Origin of the sequence: Nonomuraea sp. 3-1Str (genome assembly GCF_031570565.1) — a bacterium.
In the GTDB taxonomy this organism is placed as follows: Bacteria; Actinomycetota; Actinomycetes; order Streptosporangiales; family Streptosporangiaceae; genus Nonomuraea.
Genome location: NZ_JALHBK010000011.1, coordinates 103,051 through 120,159, shown reverse-complemented (window position 1 = coordinate 120,159; position 17,109 = coordinate 103,051). Strand labels below are relative to the sequence as shown.

13 protein-coding genes are annotated in these 17,109 nt (G+C 73.8%); 9 read left to right on the top strand and 4 right to left on the bottom strand.

The features are described 5' to 3' along the window. Positions 1-39 precede the first annotated feature (39 nt). Genes MTP10_RS19460 through MTP10_RS19450 form a run of 3 tightly spaced genes read left to right on the top strand, consistent with a single transcriptional unit; the run spans position 40 to position 4,381 of the window. Positions 40-1,473 carry an Nramp family divalent metal transporter gene (locus MTP10_RS19460; protein ID WP_310710897.1) on the top strand — a complete coding sequence of 478 codons (1,434 nt, stop codon included), beginning with the start codon at positions 40-42 and terminating at the stop codon, positions 1,471-1,473. A 42-nt stretch (positions 1,474-1,515) separates the two neighbouring features. Beyond that, the gene (locus MTP10_RS19455; RefSeq protein WP_310710896.1) at positions 1,516-3,387 is read left to right on the top strand and encodes a zinc-binding dehydrogenase; all 1,872 of its coding nucleotides are present in this window, start codon (positions 1,516-1,518) and stop codon (positions 3,385-3,387) included. 16 nt (positions 3,388-3,403) lie between these two features. Further along, positions 3,404-4,381, top strand: coding sequence for a YafY family protein (locus MTP10_RS19450; protein WP_310710895.1), 978 nt, complete (start codon positions 3,404-3,406; stop codon positions 4,379-4,381). A 59-nt stretch (positions 4,382-4,440) separates the two neighbouring features. On the opposite strand, the gene MTP10_RS19445 is transcribed toward MTP10_RS19450, so the two are convergent. Genes MTP10_RS19445 through MTP10_RS19435 form a run of 3 tightly spaced genes read right to left on the bottom strand, consistent with a single transcriptional unit; the run spans position 4,441 to position 8,227 of the window. Next, positions 4,441-5,961: an AMP-binding protein gene (locus MTP10_RS19445; protein WP_310710894.1), complete on the bottom strand. Its 1,521-nt coding sequence runs from the start codon at positions 5,959-5,961 to the stop codon at positions 4,441-4,443. Continuing rightward, positions 5,961-7,055 carry an acyl-CoA dehydrogenase family protein gene (locus MTP10_RS19440; protein WP_310710893.1) on the bottom strand — a complete coding sequence of 365 codons (1,095 nt, stop codon included), beginning with the start codon at positions 7,053-7,055 and terminating at the stop codon, positions 5,961-5,963. The genes MTP10_RS19445 and MTP10_RS19440 overlap by 1 nt, the downstream gene beginning before the upstream one ends. Then, positions 7,052-8,227 (bottom strand): acyl-CoA dehydrogenase family protein, encoded by a 1,176-nt coding sequence (locus tag MTP10_RS19435; protein ID WP_310710892.1) that lies wholly within the window; start codon positions 8,225-8,227, stop codon positions 7,052-7,054. The genes MTP10_RS19440 and MTP10_RS19435 overlap by 4 nt, the downstream gene beginning before the upstream one ends. Positions 8,228-8,387: 160 nt before the next feature. Here MTP10_RS19435 and MTP10_RS19430 point away from each other — a divergent pair, with 160 nt between their 5' ends. The 4 genes from MTP10_RS19430 (at position 8,388) to MTP10_RS19415 (ending at position 12,181) form a co-directional block, all read left to right on the top strand. Continuing rightward, a complete protein-coding gene (locus tag MTP10_RS19430) occupies positions 8,388-9,728 on the top strand; it encodes a HAMP domain-containing sensor histidine kinase (RefSeq protein WP_310710891.1) in 1,341 nt (446 codons plus the stop codon). Positions 9,729-9,845: 117 nt separating this feature from the next. After that, the gene (locus MTP10_RS19425) at positions 9,846-10,409 is read left to right on the top strand and encodes a TetR family transcriptional regulator C-terminal domain-containing protein (protein ID WP_310710890.1); all 564 of its coding nucleotides are present in this window, start codon (positions 9,846-9,848) and stop codon (positions 10,407-10,409) included. A gap of 114 nt (positions 10,410-10,523) precedes the next feature. Continuing rightward, entirely contained in the window at positions 10,524-11,153 is a 630-nt protein-coding gene (locus MTP10_RS19420) for a copper resistance protein CopC (protein ID WP_310710889.1), read from the top strand. Then, on the top strand, positions 11,150-12,181 hold the full coding sequence (locus MTP10_RS19415; RefSeq protein ID WP_310710888.1) for a CopD family protein: 1,032 nt from the start codon (positions 11,150-11,152) through the stop codon (positions 12,179-12,181). The genes MTP10_RS19420 and MTP10_RS19415 overlap by 4 nt, the downstream gene beginning before the upstream one ends. On the opposite strand, the gene MTP10_RS19410 is transcribed toward MTP10_RS19415, so the two are convergent. Beyond that, entirely contained in the window at positions 12,139-13,326 is a 1,188-nt protein-coding gene (locus MTP10_RS19410; RefSeq protein ID WP_310710887.1) for a hypothetical protein, read from the bottom strand. The genes MTP10_RS19415 and MTP10_RS19410 overlap by 43 nt on opposite strands. A gap of 97 nt (positions 13,327-13,423) precedes the next feature. On the opposite strand from MTP10_RS19410, the gene MTP10_RS19405 reads away from it, so the two are divergent. Next, positions 13,424-15,967 carry a CocE/NonD family hydrolase gene (locus MTP10_RS19405; protein ID WP_310710886.1) on the top strand — a complete coding sequence of 848 codons (2,544 nt, stop codon included), beginning with the start codon at positions 13,424-13,426 and terminating at the stop codon, positions 15,965-15,967. Continuing rightward, entirely contained in the window at positions 15,964-16,848 is an 885-nt protein-coding gene (locus MTP10_RS19400) for an ABC transporter permease (protein WP_310710885.1), read from the top strand. The genes MTP10_RS19405 and MTP10_RS19400 overlap by 4 nt, the downstream gene beginning before the upstream one ends. The last annotated feature ends 261 nt before the right edge of the window (positions 16,849-17,109 follow it).

Here is a 17,109-nt window from a genome sequence, read left to right as displayed (position 1 = left end):
GTTTGAGCTCCCGCCGGGAGTCGAACAAGGAGATCCGCGATGACGGAGTTCACTCCGACCGTCCCCGCACGAGTCCTGCCGTCCGTCACTGTCCGCGACCTGCCCGAACCGCCGCGCTCCCCCTGGCGCATCATCGGCCCGGGGCTGGTGGGCGCGGGCGTGGGGCTCGCCTCCGGCGAGTTCATCCTCTGGCCGTACATCGCCTCCCAGGTCGGGCTGGTGTTCATCTGGGGTGCGGCGATCGGCATCATCACGCAGTGGTTCCTGAACATGGAGATCGAGCGTTACACGCTGGCCACCGGGGAGACCGCGCTGACCGGGTTCAGCCGGATGTGGCGGCACTGGGGCATCGTGTTCGTGGCGATGACCCTCGCGTCGAACCTGTGGCCGGGCTGGGTGACCACGTCGGCCACCATGGTCACGTACCTGACCGGCTCCGGCCAGGGCAGCGTGCGCTGGATCGCGATCGGCATGCTGCTGGTGATCGCGCTCGGGCTGACGCTGGCGCCGGTCATCTACGTCGCGCTGGAACGGGTGATCTTCGTGAAGATCGCCCTGGTGACGATCCTGGTGGTGGTGGCGGTCGTGCTGGCCATCACCGCCCAGAGCTGGGTGGAGCTGGGCAAGGGGCTGACGGTGGGCGCCCGCGTCCCGGTGCCGCCGCTGGACTTCGCGCTGCTCATGGGCGCCATCGCCTACGCGGGCGCGGGCGGCGGGCAGAACCTGTGCCAGAGCAACTGGATCCGCGACAAGGGCTTCGGCATGGGCCTGTACGTGCCGCGCCTGGTCAGCCCGGTCACCGGGCACGAGGAGGCGGCCTCCTCGACGGGCTTCCAGTTCGCGCCCACCAAGGCCAACATGGCCCGGTGGCGGGCCTGGTGGCGCTTCGCCAACGTCGAGCAGGCCACCACGTTCGCGCTGGTGTCGTTCCTGACGATCGCGTTCATGTCGATGCTGGCCTACTCGACCGTGCACGGGAAGCCGGGCCTGGCCAACGGCATCGGGTTCCTCAAGGTGGAGGGCGAGACGCTGCAGAGCGAGGTCGGCACGTGGTTCGGGGTCCTGTTCTGGGTGATCGGGGCGCTGGCGCTGTTCGCCTCGGCGATGGGCATCGTGGACTACACCTCGCGGCTGGCGTCCGACACCATCAAGACCGTCTACCTGAGGGACCGGGCCGTCTCGGTCAACCGGGTCTACTTCATCGTGGTCTGGGCCATGACGCTGGTCGGCAGTGCCGTCCTGCTGCTCGGCTTCGACCAGCCGCTGATCCTGCTGGTGCTGTCGGCGAGCTTCGCGGCCGTGATGATGTTCGTGTACTCGATCCTGCTCATCGTGCTGAACCGCCGTGCCCTTCCGGCCGTCATCAAGGTCCGGTCGTACCGGCTGGCCGCGCTGGTCTGGTCGATCGCCTTCTTCGGCACGCTGACCGTGCTGACCGTCGTCCAGCAGACGCAGAAGCTGCTGGGCGGATAGCGGCTTGACCTCAATCGCGCTTGGGGTTGCATGCTCGGTGGCATGAGGACCATCGAGGTGACGAGGTTCGGCGGGCCCGAGGTGCTGGAGCCGCGGGAGGCTCCGGACCCCGTCGCGGGGCCGGGACAGGTGCTGATCGGCGTGGCGGTCGTGGACGTCATGTCGCTGGACGCGCAGTTGCGGTCGGGGTGGGGGCGTGAGTGGTTCTCCCACGAGCCGCCCTACGTGCCCGGCACCGGCGTGGCCGGGCGCGTGCTCGCGACCGGCGAGGGGGTCGATCCCTCGTGGGCCGGGCGGCGCGTGGCCGCGCTGCTGCCCTCCGGCGGCGGGTACGCGGAGCTGGCGGTGGCGGACGTGGCGACGGTCGTGCCGGTGCCCGGCGAGGTGCGGCTGCGCGACGCCGCCGCGCTCATCCAGGTGGGCCCGGCGGCGCTCAGCCTGATCGACGCCGCCGAGCTCAAGCCGGGCTCCCGCGTGCTGGTGACCGGCGCGGGCGGCGCGCTCGGCCTGCCCCTGGTGCGGCTGGCCGCCGCGGCGGGCGCCCACGTGACCGCGGCGGCGCGCGGGACCGCCAAGCGGGCGGCGGCCGCGGGGCTCGGCGCCGCGGACACGACCGGCTACGACGAGATCACCGGCGAGTACGACGTGGTGCTGGACGGCGTGGGCGGCGAGGTGGGCGTGGCGGCGTTCGGGCGACTGGCGCCGGGCGGCGTGTTCTTCGCCTACGGCGCGGCGGACGGCTCACCGGCGCCCGTGGACCCGGCGGAGGCGGAGCGCCGGGGGGCCCGGCTGGTCGGCATGGAGCAGGTCCAGTTCACGCCTGAGGAGTTCCGGACGCTCGCCGGCCGGACGCTGGCCGAGGCGGCGGCGGGCCGCCTGTCCACGGTCGTCGGCAAGGCGGTGCCGTTGCGGGAGGCCGCGGAGGCCCACGCCGCCCTGGCCGGCCGCGAGCTGGTGGGCAAGGCGGTGCTGCTGGTCACGGCCGAGGCCGTGCGCTACCGCCGTCACGGCGGCCCGGAGGTGCTGGAGCTGGAGGAGGCGCCGCCGCCCGAGCCGGGACCCGAGCAGGTCCGGGTGGCGGTCAGGGCGGCCGGGGTGAACCCGGTCGACTGGAAGATCCGCTCCGGCCTGATGGGGGCGCCGCCGGACGGCCCCTCGGGCACCGGCCTCGAACTGGCGGGCACGGTGGACGCCGTCGGGCCGGGCGTCACGCGCTGGGAGGGGGGGCGGCCGGTGTTCGGCCGCGCCACGGGGGCGCTCGCCACGCACGCGCTCGCCTCCGCCGGCGACCTGCTGGCCAAGCCCGAGTGGCTGGCGTACGAGCGGGCCGCCGCGCTGCCCGTGGCGGCCGAGACCGCCTACCGCGCGCTCGGCCTGCTCGGCGATCCGGCCGGCCGCACGCTGCTGATCCACGCCGTGGCGGGCGGTGTCGGCCTGGTCGCCGCGCAGCTCGCCGTGGCCCGGGGCGCCACGGTCGTCGGCACGGCGGGCGAGCGGCACCACGCCTTCCTGCGCGAGATCGGCGTCCACCCGGTGACCTACGGCGACGGGCTGGAGGAGCGGCTGCCCGGTCCGGTTGACCTGGTGCTGGACGCCTCCGGCCGGGACGTGCTCGGGCTCTCGGTGCGGCTCACCGGCGATCCGGCGCGGGTGGTCACCATCGCCGACCCGGCGGGCGCCGCGCGGCACGGCGTCGTCTTCTCCACCGGGTCGCCGGGGGCGCCCCTGGAGGAGGTGTTCGCCGAGGTGCTGCCGCTGGTGCGCGCCGGGGCGCTGAGGCTGCCGATCGCCGGGGTGTTCCCGCTGGAGCGGGCCGCCGACGCGCATCGCCGCAGCGAGGACGGCCACCACCTCGGCAAGCTCGTCGTGGCCGTGGCGGGAGACCTGAACGCGGAAGCGGGCCTTCCTCGATAGGCGGCAGACTGGGCGCATGCTGGAAACGTCCGCGCGCCTGCTGAAGCTGCTGTCCCTGCTCCAGGCGCACAGGGAGTGGTCGGGCCCCGAGCTGGCCGGGCGGCTCGGGGTGTCGACCCGGACCATCCGCAACGACGTCGAGCGCCTGCGCAGCCTCGGCTACCCGGTCCACGCCACGCCCGGTGTCGCGGGCGGCTACCGGCTGGGGGCGGGCGCCGCGCTGCCGCCGTTGCTGCTGGACGACGAGGAGGCCGTCGCGGTGGCGGTCGGGCTGGGCCGGGCCGCGGGCGGCGGCGTCGAGGGCATCGAGGAGACCTCGGTGCGCGCCCTGGCCAAGCTGGAGCAGGTGCTGCCGTCGCGGCTGCGGCACCGGGTGAGCGCCCTGAACGCCTACACGGTGCAGGTCCCCGGCAGCGCCCCCTCCGTCGCCCCCTCCGTCGCCCCGGAGGTGCTGACGACGATCGCCAACGCCGCCCGTGACCGGGAGCGGCTGCGCTTCGACTACACCGGCCACGAGGGTGAGGTGACGGCGCGCGACGTGGAGCCGTACCGGCTGGCGCACCGGCGCGGCCGGTGGTACCTGCTGGGCTACGACGTGCGGCGGGAGGACTGGCGGACGTTCCGCGTGGACCGGCTGCGCCCGCGCGTCCCGTCCGGGCCGCGGTTCGCCCCGCGGGAGCTGCCCGGCGACGGCGACGTGGCCATGTACGTGGAGAAGGGCGTCAACACCGCGATGTGGCGCTACCGGGCGACGGTGCTGCTGCACGCCCCGGCCGGGCAGGTGGGCCACCTGCCTCCCGGCCTGGAGCCGGAGCCGGTGGACGAGGCGACCTGCCTCCTGCGGCTGGGCGGGGACGACGTGGGCGGGATGGCCGCGTGGCTGGGGTTCCTGGGCGTGGACTTCGAGGTGCTGGACCCGCCGGAGCTGGTGGAGGCGGTGGCTGTGCTCGGCGAGCGGTACCGGCGGGCCGCGGCCCGCCGGCCGTCGTCATGAGCCGCCGGCGTCATGAGCCGCCGGTGTCATGAGCCGCCGGTGTCATGAGCCCGCCGGTGTCATGAGTCCGTGAGCCGCGACAGGTACGCCTCGCGGACCTTGGAGCGCGACAGCTTGCCCGTCGGCGTGCGCGGCAGGCTCTCCAGGTACTCCACCACCCGGGGGTGCTTGAACCGGGCCAGGCGCGGCGCGCAGTGCTCCAGCAGCTCGGCCGTCAGCTCCGGGCCCGGCGTGGCACCGGGGGCGGGCTGGACGAGCGCGACCACGCGGTGCCCCCACTCCTCGTCCGGCGCCCCGATGACCGCCACGTCGGCGACCGACGGGTGCTCCAGGAGCGCGGCCTCGACCTCGGCCGGGTAGATGTTGACGCCCCCGGAGACGATGAGGTCGCTGCGCCGGTCGCAGAGGAACAGGTAGCCGTCCTTGTCGAGGTAGCCGATGTCGCCGGGGGCGTACCACTCGCCGCGCATGCTGGCGGCCGTCTTCGCCGGGTCGTTGCGGTACTCGAACCGGCCGAGGCTCGACTTGACGTACACCATGCCCGGCTCGCCGGGCGGCAGCTCGCGGCCGTCCTCGTCGAGGATGCGCGCCTCGAACGTCGGCGCGGGACGGCCGACCGTGCCGGGCCTGGCCAGCCACTCCCGCGGCTTGACCGCGAACGCGATCGTGGACTCGGTCGAGCCGTAGTACTCGTACAGCACCGGCCCCCACCACTCCATGATCTCCCGCTTGACCGCCACCGGGCAGGCGGCGGCCGTGTGGATCACCTGCCGCAGGCTGGACACGTCGTACGACGCCCGGACCTCGCGCGGGAGCTGGAGCATGCGGTGCAGCATGGTCGGCACCATCATGGCGTTCGTCACCCGGTGGCGCTGGATCAGCTCCAGCACGTGCACCGGCTCGAACCCGGCCGTGATCACCACCGTGTGCCCGAGGTGCAGCGCGAACTGCGTGTGCGCGCACGGCGCGGAGTGGTACATCGGCGAGGTCACCAGGTGCACGCCCTCGCCCGGCGTCAGGTCCACCACCTCGCCGAGGAACCAGGTGTAGAGGGGGGCGACCGCCTCCGGCTCCGCGCCGGACAGCCGGCGCTGCACCCCCTTGGGGAAGCCGGTGGTGCCGGAGGTGTACCACATGACGGCGCCCGAGGTGCGCCCGCCGGGCGCGGTGTCCGGCTGCCCCTGGGCGAGCCCGGCCGTGCCGATCTCGGCGCCGGCCGGCACCTTGTCCGCGTACGCCTCGCCGGTGACGACGAGGCCCGCGTCGCAGTCGCCGAGGATGTAGGCGATCTCCGGCTCGGTGAGGTGCCAGTTGACCGGCACGTAGAACAGGCCGATCTGCCCGGTGGCCATGAGCATGACGACGGCGTCGAGGCCGTTGGGCAGCACGCCCGCGACCACGTCGCCGGTGCCGAGCCCGCGGGCGCGCAGGCCGTGGGAGACCTGGTTGACGCGGGCGAGCAGCTCGCCGTACGTGGTCCGGGTGCCGTCGGCGTCGATCACCGCGAGCCGGCCGGGGTCGGCGGCGGCCAGCGCGTAGAAACCCGGCGGATGCCCCGCCGTGGGCTCGTCGGCCGCCATCACGCCTCCATCAGGGCGGCGAGGCGGGCGCGGTGGACGCGGGGCGGGCCGAGCAGCACCTCGTCGGCCTTGGCCCGCTTGTAGAACAGGTGCGCGTCGTGCTCCCAGGTGAAGCCGACGCCGCCGTGCAGCAGGAGGTGGTCGCGGGCCACCTCGAAGCAGGCTCGGCCGACGTACGCCTGGGCGAGCGCGGCGGCCTGCGGCAGCTCGGCGGGCGCCTCGCCGGCGGCCCAGGCGGCGTAGCGGACGATGGAGTCGGCCTGTTCGAGCTTGCAGTGCATGTCGGCCAGCTTGTGCTTGACGCCCTGGTAGGAGCCGATGTAGCGGCCGAAGGTGACGCGGATCTTGGCGTAGGCGACGATGGCGTCCAGCGCGGCGCGCAGCACGCCGAGCTGCTCGGCGGCGAGCGCGACGGCCACCAGGTCGCCCACGGCGGCGGCCCCGTCCGGGCCGAGCGGGCCGAGCACCCGGGCGGGCGCGTCGGCGAGCTCCACCCGGGCCTGGCCGCGCGTGAGGTCGAGGGTCTCCAGCGGCGTCCGGGTGACGCCGGGGCCGTCGAGGTCCACCGCCACCAGCACGGGGCCGTCCCCGGCGGAAGCCGTGGCGAGGAGCACGGCGGCCTCCGTGCCGCTCAGCACCTGCGGCAGCGTCCCCCGCACGGTCACCCCGGCCACCCCGCCACCCGCCACCCCGCCGCCCGCCACTCCGCCGCCCGCGGCCCGCGCCGTCACGTGCCGGGAGGTGACGGGCAGCGCGAGCGTGGCGGCGATCCGGCCCTCGGCGATCCCGGTCAGCAGCTCCTTGTCCGGTACGCGGGTGAGCGCGAGGGCGGCGAACGCGGTCGCCAGGAACGGTCCCGGCAGCAGCGCCGCGCCCGTCTCCTCCAGCGCCACGGCCAGCTCGGCCATGCCGGCGCCCGCTCCGCCGTACTCCTCGGGGACGATCAGCCCGGACAGGCCCAGCTCGCCGTTGAGGCGGGCGTGGACCGCGGGGTCGTAGCCCTCGCGGACCTTGGGCAGCGGCGAGACGGCGGCCAGGAACGAGCGGACCGCCTCCCGGAGCTCCCGCTGCTCCGGCGTGAGCACGAGCCTCATCCCTGCGTCCCCACCTTCAGGTCCTTGAACGGCACGGTCTTGTCCACGCGCGGTCCGGGCGGCAGGCCCAGCACGCGCTCGCCGATGATGTTGCGCATGATCTCGTTGGTGCCGCCGCCCAGCGACATGGCGGGGGCCAGCGAGATCGCGTGCGCGAGCGGGCCCGCGTCGCCGGGACCCGCGACGGCGGAGGGGCCGGCCAGCCGGGTGGCGAGGTCGGCCTCGAACAGGGTCAGCTCGGCCAGCAGCAGCTTGGCGGCGCTGCCGCGGGCGCCGGGGAACAGGCCCGCCTCCGCCTCCTGGGCCAGCCGCTGGTTGAACAGGGCCAGCGCCCGGCTGCGGATGTGCAGCTCGACCAGCTCGTCGAGGACCAGCGGGTCGCTGGTGTCGGCGGTGCGGCGCAGGGCCTCCAGCGAGGTGGGGTCGTCCTTGGCCCGGCCCATGCCGACGCCGGAGGAGATCGACAGCCGCTCGTGCAGGAGGGTCGTCACGGCGACGCCCCAGCCGTCGTCGACGTCGCCGACCCGGTGCGCGTCGGGCACCACCACGTCGTCGAGGAACACCTCGTTGAAGTGGGCGCGGCCGGTCATGTCCTTGAGCGGCCGGACCGTCACGCCGGGGTCGCGCATGCCGACGACGAGCATGGTCAGGCCCCGGTGCTTGGGCGCCTCGGGGTCGGTGCGGGTGAGCAGCAGGCCCCAGTCGGCGTGCTGGGCGACCGACGTCCACACCTTCTGCCCGTTGACGATCCAGCGGTCGCCGTCGCGGACGGCGCGGGTCTGCAGGGCGGCCACGTCGCTGCCGGCGCCCGGCTCGGAGAAGAGCTGGCACCAGATCTCCTCGCCGCGCAGCAGCGGCCGGACGAATCGCTCGCGCTGCTCGTCGGTGCCCCGGTCCACCAGGGTGGGCCCGGTCATGCCCAGCCCGATGGAGAAGACGTAGGTGGGCAGGGAGAAGTGGCGGGCCTCGGCGGCGAACGCGCGCTCCTCGGCCTGCGTCAGGCCCTGGCCGCCCCATCGCTCGGGCCAGGTGATGCCGGAGTAGCCGGCGTCGTACAGCCTGGCCATGAAGTCCTTGGCGTGGGAAACCGCGTCCTCGCCGGCGGTGTCGCCGGTGGGCGCGTTCTCGAGCAGCCATGCCCTGGCGGCCCGCCGGTACTCGTCGAGATTCACGTTCTCTCCTCCGGCATCAGTGTTCACTTACTCTAACCAGCCCCGCTGGACCGGCATAGAGCACCGACTTATGCACCTTTTATCCGGATTTGCCGGTGAATCTCCGTTGATTAGGACGAGAGCGACTTAGTGTGATCATCTGATCACCGGGGGGAAAGGATTGGTCACACGGTTCGGCAGGTCCATCCGGACGCGCCTGACGCTGTTCGCGGGGATCGCCATGGTGCTGCTCAGCGTCGTGGTCAACGCGTTCGTGCTCTGGGCCGTTCACAGCACCGCGGAGGACTACCGCAAGACGGAGGTGCTGACCTCCGGCCTGCAGGTGGTCCACCTGGTCAAACGCGGCGCGCTGCCCACCGTGATCTCCAGCGACCTGGACGGCATCCAGGTGGTCGACGCCCAGGGACGGGTGATCGCCTCCACCGACAACCTCGTCGGCAGGCCGCGCATGAGCGCCGTCGTGCCCGACGTGTACAGCGCCACCCGCATGCAGGTGATCTGCGACCTGCCCTACTGGCCGGGCCGGTGCGAGTTCATGTCCGTCTTCCGGGTCTACCAGCAGAACGGCGACTGGATGGTGTACGCCGTCGGGAGCACGGTGCCCTGGTACGTCCATCCGGCCGTGCTGGCGTTCCTCATCGGCATCTCGGTGGCCATGGTGGCGCTGGCCTGGTTCGGCGTGTCGCGGGTGGTGGCCGGGACACTGGCGCCCGTGGAGGAGATCCGCGACAAACTCGCCGAGATCACCAGCAGTGACCTGGGCAAACGCGTGCCCGTGCCGGGCCGGGCGGACGAGATCACGTCGCTGGCCCAGACCGCCAACCAGACGCTCGACCGGCTGGAGGCGGCGGTGGAGCAGCAGCGCAGGTTCGCCTCCGACGCCTCCCACGACCTGCGCAGCCCGATCACCGCGATGCGCGCCCAGGTCGAGGAGGCGATGCTGCACCCCGAGGACGCCGACTGGCCGGAGATCGGCCGCGCCCTGCTGTCCAGTCTCGACCGGCTCCAGGCCATCGTGACCGACCTCCTGACGCTGGCCAGGCTGGACGCGGGGTCGCCCATGGTCCGGGAGCCGGTGGACCTCGCGGAGCTGGTGGGCTCCGAGACGGCCAGGCCGCGCGCGAAGAAGCTCGCCACCACGCTCGAGCAGGGCGTGGTGGTGACCGGCGACCGCCTGCAACTCGCCCGGCTGCTGACGAACCTGCTCGACAACGCCGAGCGTCACGCCGAGTCCACGGTCAGCGTCACCGTGCGCAAGGCCGACGGCCAGGCGACGCTGGAGGTCGTGGACGACGGCGGCGGCATCGCTCCGGAGCAGCGCGAGCTCGTCTTCCAGCGTTTCACCAGGCTCGACGCCTCCCGCAACCGCGACGCCGGGGGCACCGGGCTCGGCCTGTCCATCGCCCGGGACATCGCCCACGCCCACCGCGGCACGCTCACCCTGGAGGACTCCGACGCCGGGGCCAGGTTCGTCCTGCGGCTGCCGCTCAGGGCGGTCTGACCGCACCTGCTGGTCACGCTCCCATACCCATGCCTGGTTTGTCCTATATCTCGCTCTGGTCACTAGTTAGAGTGGCCCGCTGTGACACCAGGTTTCAGCCGATTACGACGTGAGGACTTGCTCAAGACAGCCTGCGAGGTGATCTCCTCGCAGGGGTTCGGGCACACCAGGACACTCGACATCGCCCGGGCCGCCGGCGTGAGCCAGGCGCTGCTCTTCTACCACTTCGAGACCAAGGACCGGCTGTTCGCCCAGGCCTTCGCCTACGCGGCCCGCCTGCACCGCGACACGCTGGAGAGCATCGAGCGCCTGCAGCGGCCCCCGCTGGAACGGCTGCGCACGCTGCTCAGGCGCTGCTCCCCGGCCGGGTCGGCCGACGGCTGGCGGCTGTGGATCGACGCCTGGGCGGAGTCGATCCGCAGCGCCGAGCTGGAGGAGACCACGCGCAGGCTGGACCAGCAGGGCCGGCAGGTGCTGCGGGGCATCATCGAGGACGGGGTGAGGCACGGCCAGTTCGACTGCGAGGACCCGGAGGGGGCGAGCTGGCGCATCTTCGCGCTCATCGACGGGCTCGCCATCCAGATCCAGGTCCACCCCAAGGCGCTGTCGCGCCGCCGCGCCAACCAGCTCATCCGGACGGCCGCCGCGGCCGAGCTGGGCCTGACCCCCGCCGACCTGTGACCGCCGCCGGCCGCGCCCCGCGGTGGTCCGGCTCCGGCCCGCCTGGCGAGCAGGTCCGTCACGGGTGGGAGCATAGACGGGTTTGGAACGCGTTCAAGGGAAGGTTCTCGATCGGTGAGGCGGCTACTCACGGTCCTGCTGCTCGCGTCGGCCGCGGTGGGGATCTCGCTCCCGGCCCGCGCGCACAACGTGCTCATCAGCAGCGACCCCAAGGACGGGGCGGCGCTGGCGGCGCCCCCCGCGCAGATCACGCTGGTGTTCGATCAGGCGGTGCGCCAGGGATACGCACAGGTGGGCGTCACGGGCCCGGACGGAGCGGCGATGGCCGACGGGGCGGCGTCCGTGGCCGCCGAGAAGGTGACGGTCAAGGTCCGGCCGCTGACGGCGGCGGGCGCGTACGTGGTGGGCTACCGGATCCTGTCGGCCGACGGGCACCCCGTGACAGGGAAGATCAGCTTCCGCCTCACGGCCGGGGCGGCGGCGTCCCCGGCGGGCTCCGCGGCCCCCGCGGAGAGCGCCGCGGCCGGCGAGGCGGACACCGCGCGGGCGGCCGAGGCGGCGGCCAACGGCGGAGCGGGCATGGCCGTGGTGTGGATCGTGGCCGCGCTCCTGCTGCTGGCGGCCGGCACCGGCGTCGCCCTGCGCCGCTCCCGGCTCGCCCCTGGTGAGCCCCCAGAGGGCGGTCCAGTGGGCGGACCCACGGGCGGACCCGCGGGCGGCTCCGGCGAGGAGGGGCGCGCGTGAGCGTCGAAGCTCCCCCGCGGCGGGGGGTCGCCGTCGGCGGCGGCGTGGGGGCCGGCGGGTTCCTGGCCTGCGCCGGCGTCGCCGCCGTCGTCGCCTCCGGCCTGACCGCGCAGGAGGCCGTGCCCGGCATCCCCATGCCGGGCCCCCTCGTGGCGTACGGGCTGCCGGTCGTGCGGGTGGTGCTCGACCTGGCCGCCGTGGCCGTCGTCGGCACGAGCCTGCTGCCCAAGCTGCTCGGCTTCAACGCCCCCGAGCGCACCGAGCCGGTCATGCGCCGCGTACGGCCGCTGACCGTCACCGCCGCGTGGGTGTGGGCGGCGAGCGCGCTGCTCACGATCGTCTTCCAGACGGCCGAGCTCAACCCCGGCGTCGTGCCCACGCCCGCGATGATCGCCGGTTACGTCGACAGTGTCGGCACCGGGCAGGGACTGCTGTTCAGCGCCGCGTGCGCGCTGGCCGCGGCCGGCATCGGGCTCATGGCGGTGCGCTTCGGCGAGAAGGTGCCGGCCGAGCTGCGGATCGTGGTGGCGCTGTTCGGGCTGCTGCCGATCCCGGTGACCGGCCACGCGGTGAACTCGGTCTGGCACGACCCCATCATGATCTCGATGGAGACCCATGTGATGGGGGCGGCGGCGTGGGCGGGCGGCCTGGCCGCGGTGATGGTGTTCGTCGCGCCGCGCCGCGAGCTGCTGGCGGTCGTGCTGCCCCGCTTCTCCAGGATCGCCACGGTCTGCCTGCTGCTGGTGGGCCTGTCCGGGCTGGTGACGGGGCTCGGCACGATGGCGCTCACGCCCGGCGTCGAGCTGCCGGGCGCGCTGCTCACCAGTGAGTACGGCCTGCTGGTGCTGGCCAAGCTGACCCTGGTGGCGCTGCTGGTGCCGCTGGCCGCGCACATCCGCTACCGGCTGCTGCCGGCGATCCGCGGGGGCGCGGCCACGGCCGTGGTGGCGTGGGCGACGGCCGAGCTGGCCGTCATGGGCCTGGCCTACGGAGTGGCGGTGGCGATCCCCCGGGCCTCGATCGGCTGACGGCCGGCCCGGCCGCTCCACCACTCGAAGGCCAGCCAGGCCGCCAGCAGCCCCGCCCCGGCCCAGACAGCCGTGCCGGTGGCCAGGGGCGGCGCGCCCAGCAGCCCCGTCTGGCCCTTGACCGCGCCGTACACCTGGCCCATGAGCGCGCTCTGCGCCGCGAGCGCGCCGTAGACGGCGGCGGTGACGCCCACGGCGCCGAGCAGCGCCCGGGCCGGCGCCATCCGCACCGCGAACGCGAGGTCCACGCACAGCCCGCCGACGACGAGGAAGAACGGCACGGCCGACGGCGGGAAGCCGGTGAAGGTGAGCAGCGGCCAGACCAGCGTCCGGAACCCGACATAGCCCGCCGCCACCAGCGTCGCCGCGCCGAACCTGCCGATCAGCATGCGCGCCACGACGAGCACGCTCAGCCCGGCGACCACCGCGTAGACGGGGTAGAGGGCGTCCGGCACGGGCAGCGCGAACGCGGTCATCATCTCCCGGTCGACGGAGCGGCCCATCTGGTCGGCCGCGAACCGCAGCAGGATCGGCTCGGCGTAGGTCGCGTGGTTGTCCCACGCGCCGATCGACAGCACGCCGTACTCCTGGTGCTGCTCGGGGAAGTGCACGTTCTCCAGGAAGAACGCGAAGAACGCGCCCAGCAGCACCGTGCGCTCCCGGCCCGGCGGCGCCCCGGTGTACCAGCCCCGGATGACGCCGGCGATCATGAAGAACGTTCCGAGGTAGAGCATGATGTGCGACGGGCTCCACGAGGTGATGTCGAGCCCGTTGACGCGGTGGTTGATCAGGTCGAGCGGCACCGCCACGAGGAAGATGCCCGTGCCCCACTGGATGAGCCGCAGCGCGGCCCGGTCGACGCCGTAACCGGTGTAGCCGTGGACGATGGTCAGCACGAGGGCCAGGGCGGTGCCGGCGGAGTTGAGCAGGTGGGGCGGGGCCAGGTCGTCGCGCAGCCACTTGAAGTGCCACGAGACGTCCCACGCCGAGCCGAGCAGCTTGAGGGTGAGCGCCACCAGCCACCCGTAGTAGAGGACCCGGAACAGGTCCTCGGGCGTCTCGCGGCCCGCCGGTCCCCGCGTCCAGTAGGGAACCGCCCAGGCGGCGGCCTTTCTGACGATTGCTGGTGCCTTCACGGGCTGCATCTTACGGCGATCGCGCCCACCGTCCACGCCTGGCGAAGCGATGCGGCCAGGACGAGATCTCAGGGTCCTCTCAGGTGCGGAAAGTAGGCTCTCGCTCATGAAACGTGCGGTCGCCCTCCTCGTGGCGCTCATCCTGGCCGGAGTGGGGGCGTGGCTGGCGTGGCCGTCGGCGCCCGACGTGCGCGACAGCGAGCAGCGGATAGTCGTCCTCGACGGCCCTTCGGGCGACCAGCGCGTGGAGCTCGACACGACCTTCTACGCCCCGACCGGCGGCGGGAAGGCCCCCGCCGTGCTGCTCGCCCACGGCTTCGGCGGCAGCAAGGACGGCATGCGCGACCAGGCCGCGCGGCTGGCCCGTGACGGCTACGCCGTGCTCACCTGGTCGGCGCGCGGCTTCGGCCGCTCGACCGGGCAGATCGCGCTCAACTCCCCCGACTACGAGGTCAAGGACGTCAAGCAGCTCGTCGACTGGCTGGCCAAGCGGCCGGAGGTGCGGCTCGACGGGCCGGGCGACCCGCGGGTGGGCATCGCCGGCGGCTCGTACGGCGGGTCCATCGCGCTGATGACGGCCGCCTACGACACCCGCGTCGACGCGATCGTCCCGCAGATCACCTGGGCCGACCTGGCCGACGCGCTGTTCCCCGACGCCACCGGCAAGGGGCCGGAGAACGGCGTGTTCAAGCGCATGTGGGCGGGTTTCTTCTTCGGCCGGGGCGGCGGCGAGATCCAGGGCCTGGGCGCGCTGAGCCGGCGCAGCGCCCGGCCGCTGACGGCCGAGGAGGCGCGCTGCGGCCGCTTCACGCCCGAGATCTGCGGCGTCTACCAGCAGGTCGCCCAGACCGGACGGGCCACGCCCGAGGCGATCGCCGTGCTGCGCGCCTCCAGCCCCGTCACCGTGGCCGGCCGCATCAAGGCGCCGACGCTGCTCCTGCAGGGCCAGCGTGACTCGCTGTTCCCGCTCGGGCAGGCCGACGCCAACGCCAGGGCCATCGCCGCCGCCGGCACGCCGGTGAGCGTCGCCTGGTTCGACGGGGGCCACGACGGCGGCAACGGCGAGGAGGACTGGCTGTACGAGCAGACGGCCGCCTGGTTCGGCCGCCACCTCAAGGAGGACGGCTCCCCCGTCGCGCGGGCGTTCACGGTGACCCGCGACGCCGGGCGCGACCCGGGCACCCGCCAGCGCGTCCGGCTGCACCCGGAGACCGGCGCCTACCCCGGCCTCGGCGGCACCGCGGCCACCGCCGTCACGCTGACCGGCCCCGACCAGAACGTCGTCAACCCGCCCGGCGGCGCGCCCGCCGCGATCTCCACGGTGCCGGGCGTCAACGGCCTGCTGGGCGGCGGCCAGACCAACGTGAGCGTGTCCCTCGACATGCCGGGCCAGAGCGCCTCCTTCGACTCCGCGCCGCTCACCGCGCCGCTCCAGCTCACCGGCAGCCCGTCCGTACGGCTCAAGGTGTCGGGCAAGGGGCAGGTGACGCTGTTCGCCAAGCTCCTCGACGTGGCCGACGGCGTCCAGCCGCCCACGCTGCCCGCCGGGCTGGTCGCGCCGTTCCGGGTGACGATCCCGGAGGGCGCGACCAGCGCCGAGGCGACGGTCGCGCTGCCGGCCGTCGATCATCTCTTCGCCGCCGGGCACCGGCTGCGGCTGACGGTGGCGACCACCGACATGGGCTACGCCACGCCGGCCGAGGCGGCCTCGTACCAGGTGGGGCTGGCCTCGCCCGCCCTGGCCGTGCCGACGGTCGCCGCGCTGGAGACGCCCGCGACCGGCGTCGCCTGGTGGGTGTGGGCCATGCCGCTGGCCGGTGTCGTCGTGGCCGTGGTCCTGCTGGCGACGGGCCGCGCCCGCCCCAGGCCCGCGCCGCGGGCCGCCTCCGTCACCGGGTCCGCGTCCGGCGCGGACGTGCCGCTGGAGATCAGCGGGCTCACCAAGGCGTACCGCAACGGTGAGAAGGCCGTGGACGGGCTGTCGTTCCGGGTGGAGAGCGGCCAGGTGCTCGGCCTGCTCGGCCCCAACGGCGCGGGCAAGACCACCACGATGCGGATGATGATGGGCCTCATCCGGCCCGACGGCGGCGAGATCCGCATCTTCGGCGACCCGGTCACGCCGGGCGCGCCGGTGCTGTCGCGGCTGGGCTCGTTCGTGGAGGGGCCCGGATTCCTGCCCCACCTGTCCGGGCGGGACAACCTGGAGCTCTACTGGGCGGCGACCGGCCGGCCCGTCGCCGACGCGCACTTCGAGGAGGCGCTGGAGATCGCGGGCCTGGGCAAGGCGCTGGAGCGGGCCGTGCGCACGTACTCGCAGGGCATGCGCCAGCGGCTGGCCATCGCCCAGGCGATGCTCGGCCTGCCCGACCTGCTCGTGCTCGACGAGCCCACCAACGGGCTCGACCCGCCCCAGATCCGGGAGATGCGCGAGGTGCTCAAGCGCTACGCCCGCGACGGCCGCACGGTCATCGTCTCCAGCCACCTGCTGGCGGAGGTGGAGCAGACCTGCAGCCACGTCGTGGTCATGCACCGGGGCCGCCTGGTGTCGGCCGGGCCGGTGTCCGTGCTCCTGGAGGGAGCGGTGCGGACCAACGGTCACGGCCCCCGCCTGGAAGACGTGTTCCTCGATCTCATCGGAGAGAAGTCGTGACCGCCTCCCCCAGCCAGGCCGGCGGTCACGCGCCGTCCCACGCCCCCGGCTACGCGCCCCGCCGCACCCTGCCGCTGCGCGTGGAGATCGTCCGGCAGTTCAAGCGCCGGCGGACGCTGGCCATGTTCGCGCTGCTGCTGGCGCTGCCGTGGGTCCTCGTCCTGGCCTTCCAGCTCGGCCCCCAGGGCGGGGGCCAGCAGCAGGCGACGCTGCGCATCTCCGACCTGGCGACCGCCGGCGGGCTGAACTTCGCGGCGTTCGTGCTGTCGGTGTCGGCCAACTTCCTGCTCGTGGTGGCGGTCGCCCTGTTCTGCGGCGACACGGTGTCCAGCGAGGCGAGCTGGTCGTCGCTGCGCTACCTGCTGGCCGCGCCGGTGCCGCGCGACCGGCTGCTGCGGCAGAAACTGATCGTGGCGCTCGGCTACTCGGCCACGGCCGTCGTGTGCCTGCCGCTGATGGCGCTGCTCGCGGGCACGCTCGCGTTCGGCTGGCACGACATCCAGGTGCCCGGCACGGGTGAGACGATCGCCGCGCTCGACGTGCTGCCGCGCTTCGGCATCGTCATCGCGTACGCGCTCGTCAGCCAGCTCGTGGTGGCGGCGCTGGCCTTCCTGATCTCGACGGTCACCGACTCGCCGCTCGGCGCGGTGGGCGGGGCCGTGGGGCTGTGGATCGTCAGCACCATCCTGCAGGCCGTGGAGGCGCTGGGGCCGGTGCGGGAGTTCCTGCCGACGTTCTGGAACACCGCGTGGCTGGACGCGCTGGCGCCCGAACCCGATCTGAGCGGCATGGTGAGGGGCGCGTCGGTGTCGGTCACCTACGCGGCGGTCCTCGTCGCGGTGGCCTTCCGCCGCTTCCGCCACAAGGACGTGGTCAGCTGACGGGCCCGCTCATCTGAATCTCTCGTCCTGCCATGTCGTCCGGCGCGGGAGGGTCAGGCCCAGTGCGGGGGCTTGTTGTCGAGGTAGAAGGCGTCCGGGTCCTCGTCGCGCTCGTCGCCCCAGCCGCGGTCGGTGTCGTCGGACGTCTGCTCCGGGAGAAGTTCACTCACGGCATCCATGCTATCGAGACGTACAAACCTGACCCACAAGGCCGCCCGAGCGACCGGACATCCGCGGGCGGCGAGGGTACGATGCCAGGGC

Coding starts and splice junctions, on each gene's coding strand:
- MTP10_RS19460 (WP_310710897.1), top strand. CDS start 40: ATGACGGAGTTCACTCCGACCGTCCCCGCACGAGTCCTGCCGTCCGTC.
- MTP10_RS19455 (WP_310710896.1), top strand. CDS start 1,516: ATGAGGACCATCGAGGTGACGAGGTTCGGCGGGCCCGAGGTGCTGGAG.
- MTP10_RS19450 (WP_310710895.1), top strand. CDS start 3,404: ATGCTGGAAACGTCCGCGCGCCTGCTGAAGCTGCTGTCCCTGCTCCAG.
- MTP10_RS19445 (WP_310710894.1), bottom strand. CDS start 5,961: ATGGCGGCCGACGAGCCCACGGCGGGGCATCCGCCGGGTTTCTACGCG.
- MTP10_RS19440 (WP_310710893.1), bottom strand. CDS start 7,055: ATGAGGCTCGTGCTCACGCCGGAGCAGCGGGAGCTCCGGGAGGCGGTC.
- MTP10_RS19410 (WP_310710887.1), bottom strand. CDS start 13,326: ATGCAGCCCGTGAAGGCACCAGCAATCGTCAGAAAGGCCGCCGCCTGG.
- MTP10_RS19405 (WP_310710886.1), top strand. CDS start 13,424: ATGAAACGTGCGGTCGCCCTCCTCGTGGCGCTCATCCTGGCCGGAGTG.